We start from the raw sequence: 3,339 nt of genomic DNA, 5'->3' as shown, positions 1-3,339 counted from the left end.
GCGGCAGACATGTCCATTTTTAGAACCTTTGTGAATTTCTCTAACGAAAAACCATTGGTGTCCCTCTTCTCGCCCTCGTGAAGCGGATTTGGAACCTGCGCGATCAACAGATGGAGCCCCAGTCGGGCGGCCACTGAGAGACCATTGACTCTTTGTGCGAAGCAACATTATGCCGAGCAAAATCGTGTGAGCCTTCGTATCAGACGAATGCCATAATCCGAGCTGCCGCCCGGACCTGCCTCCCCGCCTTGGCCACCGACAAAGAACTCAACGATTTCCTGCGTACCGTCGACCGCCGCGCCTTCAAGCGCACGGCCTACGTGGTTCGAGACGACGATGCCGCCCTGGACATCGTCCAGGACGCCATGATCAAGCTGGCCGAGAACTATTTCGACCGCCCCGCGGCCGAGTTGCCGCTGCTGTTCCAGCGCATCCTGTCGAACGCGACGATGGACTACTTCCGTCGCCAGAAGACGCGCCGGGCCGTCATGACAAATATGTCGGAGTTCGAGGGCGGCGGCGATGGCGACGGTGATTTCGACCTGCTGGAGATCCTTGAAACCCAGGAAGGCGCCATGGGCGCCTTGAGCGCCGCGGATGAGGTCAGCCGGGCGCAGATCTTGCAGCGCATCGAGACGGAAGTCGAACAGCTGCCGACGCGTCAACGCGAAGCCTTCCTGCTGCGTTACTGGGAGGAACTGGATGTTGCAGAGACCGCGTCTGTGATGGGTTGCTCGGAAGGCAGTGTCAAAACTCACTGTTCCCGCGCCGTCCATTCGCTGGCGAAGTCGCTCAAGGCCAAGGGGATCACGCTATGAAGTCGCCGTCGAAATTTTCCACCTTCCCTGCCGACCTGGATGCTCGCGTCACGCGTTTTGGCCTGCGTGTCGCTGCTGGCCTGACCGAGCGCAACGCCACACTGCCGCATGACGTGTCCGAACGTCTGCGCTTCGCACGTGAGCAAGCCTTGGCCCGCGCCGCCCAGGCCCGCGCTGCGCGCACCTCGGTAAGCACGGCCAGCCCTGGGGTGGTGCAGATGGGTTCGACGCTGGCCCTGAGCGGCGGCCCGCGCGGTGCCGGCGGCAACAACGGCCTATGGTCCAAGCTTGCGTCCGCCCTCCCGCTGCTGGCGCTGCTGGCCGGGCTGCTGTTGATCCGCAGCGGGGTTTTCTGCTTTTGCGCAGACACAAGACGCGGCTTCGGCGCCAGATGCCATTGCAGCAAGCGCGGCCATCTCCCCTCCCGCAGTTCGACCGGCAGCACCTGTCATGTCGCCGGTCTCCGCGCTGGCCGCCGCACCGACCTGGCAGGCACTGACGCCAGCGCAGCGCGACCTCCTCGCACCGCTGGCGAAGGACTGGGACAAGCTCGGCCCCAACCAGCGCAGCAAGTGGCTGAATGCGACGCCGCGTCTGGCCGTGCTGCCGCCTGCCGAACTCAACCGCCTGCATGAACGCATGCGTGACTGGGCCAATCTGACGCCGGGCGAGCGAGTCGATGCCCGCATCGGCTTCCAGGTGGCCAAACAGGTGGATTCCGAGCAGCGTCAGGCCAAGTGGGAGGCCTACCAGGCGCTGCCCCAGGAAAAACGCCAGGAGCTTGCCGACAAGGCCGTTGCGCGCCGTCAGGCCCAGACCAAGGCCGCCAGCCCGGTGGCCAAGCCGCTGACTGCGGTGCCCAAGTCCAATATCGTGCCCGCGGCGCCYAAGCTCGTCACGCCGACACCCGTGACAGGCAGTCTCATCCAGGCCAAGCCGGGTGCTACGACGGTCCTGATCACGCGCGGCCTCGTCCTGCCGGCCCACCACGCAGCGGGTGAGACCAAGGTGGTGGCCGATCCGGCCCTGGTGGACCCCAAGACGCTGCTGCCAAAATCGCTGAAGGCGCCACCCGCGTCCGTACCGCGCACATGACGGCGTTGGTCGACACGAACGCCGCGCCTGCGGGCCTGGCGAGACGTTTCGCGGCCTTTCTCTACGAAGGCGTACTGCTGTTCGGCGTGGTCTTCTTCGCCGGCTTCCTCTACTCGGTGCTGACGCGCCAGCAGCATGCGCTGGAGGGTCRCACGGGCATGGCGGTGAGCCTTTTCATCGTGCTGGGCCTGTACTTCGTCGGCTTCTGGACGCGCACGGGTCAGACGCTGGCGATGAAGACCTGGCATCTGCGCGTCACCGACGCCGCCGGCCGGCCGCTGCGCTGGGGCCGTGCGTTGCTGCGCTACTGCTTGAGCTGGCTGTGGTTCCTGCCGGCGCTGATCAGCGTCTGGGCGCTGGGCCTGCACGGCGGCGGCGCCATCATCGGCAGCCTGCTGGCCGGCATCGCCGGCTACCTGCTGATTGCACGCCTGCACCCGCAGCGACAATTCCTGCACGACGCCCTCTGCGGTTCGCGCGTCATCACCCAACTTCCCGTGCGCTCATGAGCGCAGCGCCGGGCCGTCCCAAGCAAACTCGCTCCCGCCTGGCGGGACAAGGCCGCAGGCCTAAGGGTGCCCCATGACCAACCCGCACAAGGGCCGGACCGGCCTGGACCGCATCATCCACGCCGCCGGCTATTCCTGGGCCGGTCTCAAGGCCGCCTACACCGGCGAGAGCGCCTTCCGCCAGGAAACCTGGCTCTGCATCATTGCCGCGCCGCTGGCGTTCTGGTTGGCCAACACCTGGGAGCAAGCGGCGCTGCTGCTGGGCTCGCTGCTGCTGCTGCTCATCGTCGAGTTGCTGAACTCCGCCATTGAAGCGGTCGTGGACCGTGTGTCCTTCGAGCGGCATGAACTGTCCAAGCGCGCCAAGGACATTGCCAGCGCCGCCGTGCTGATGGCGCTGGTGCTCGCTGGCGGCATCTGGGCCGCCGCCGTCTGGCAGCACCTGCGCTGAGGCAACGCAGCCCCACGCTCATTTCATGAGCTGCCCCCCGAGGGGGCGCGTCAGCGCCTTCGGACGGCCGGGCGGCACCGACATGCCACAGTCGGGCCATGCAGGCCCGCGGTTTCAAGCTGATCCCCAGCCACGTCGACGGCGTCGAGGTGGTCGTGGCCGACTCGGCATTGGCCTTCGGCCGCCACACGCATGACGAGTTCGGCATTGGCCTCATCGAGCGAGGCGCGCAGAAATCGGCCAGCGGGCGCGGTGTCGTCGAGGCCCGCGCGGGCGACCTGATCACGGTTAACCCGGGCGAGGTGCACGACGGCACGCCTTTTGATGCGAGCGGGCGGTGCTGGCGCATGCTCTATGTCGATCCGGCCCGGCTGCTGGATGCGGCAGCGGACATCGCGCCTGGTTCATCGTTTGAGTTCAAGGCGCCCGTCATTCGTGATGCCCTCATGACGGCACGCTTTCGCGC

At 66.4% G+C, this 3,339-nt stretch carries 5 protein-coding genes and 1 pseudogene; all 6 read left to right on the top strand.

The features are described 5' to 3' along the window. Window positions 1-248: 248 nt before the first annotated feature. Window positions 249-818: an RNA polymerase sigma factor gene (locus ACXJKR_RS30465; protein ID WP_056198279.1), complete on the top strand. Its 570-nt coding sequence runs from the start codon at window positions 249-251 to the stop codon at window positions 816-818. Next, window positions 815-1,147: pseudogene (locus ACXJKR_RS30460) on the top strand (DUF3619 family protein); the annotation flags it as partial. The gene ACXJKR_RS30465 and the pseudogene ACXJKR_RS30460, both read left to right, overlap by 4 nt. Before the next feature lie 121 nt (window positions 1,148-1,268). Continuing rightward, window positions 1,269-1,913 (top strand): DUF3106 domain-containing protein, encoded by a 645-nt coding sequence (locus ACXJKR_RS30455; RefSeq protein ID WP_056198281.1) that lies wholly within the window; start codon window positions 1,269-1,271, stop codon window positions 1,911-1,913. Continuing rightward, window positions 1,910-2,422: an RDD family protein gene (locus tag ACXJKR_RS30450; RefSeq protein WP_457326025.1), complete on the top strand. Its 513-nt coding sequence runs from the start codon at window positions 1,910-1,912 to the stop codon at window positions 2,420-2,422. Before ACXJKR_RS30455 ends, ACXJKR_RS30450 begins: the two co-directional genes overlap by 4 nt. 73 nt (window positions 2,423-2,495) lie before the next feature. Further along, window positions 2,496-2,873, top strand: a complete 378-nt coding sequence (locus ACXJKR_RS30445; protein WP_056198286.1) for a diacylglycerol kinase — start codon at window positions 2,496-2,498, stop codon at window positions 2,871-2,873. A gap of 98 nt (window positions 2,874-2,971) precedes the next feature. Then, on the top strand, window positions 2,972-3,339 hold a 368-nt coding region (locus ACXJKR_RS30440), incomplete at its 3' end, for an AraC family ligand binding domain-containing protein (protein WP_457326024.1).

It is taken from the genome of Roseateles sp. P5_E11 (genome assembly GCF_054049355.1).
Note: the sequence above shows the minus strand (reverse complement) of the source record. Positions and strands in the feature narration are given on the sequence as shown.

What these genes read in the sequence shown, in the direction of transcription:
- ACXJKR_RS30445 (WP_056198286.1), top strand. Translation starts at nt 2,496, where the DNA reads ATGACCAACCCGCACAAGGGCCGGACCGGCCTGGACCGCATCATCCAC.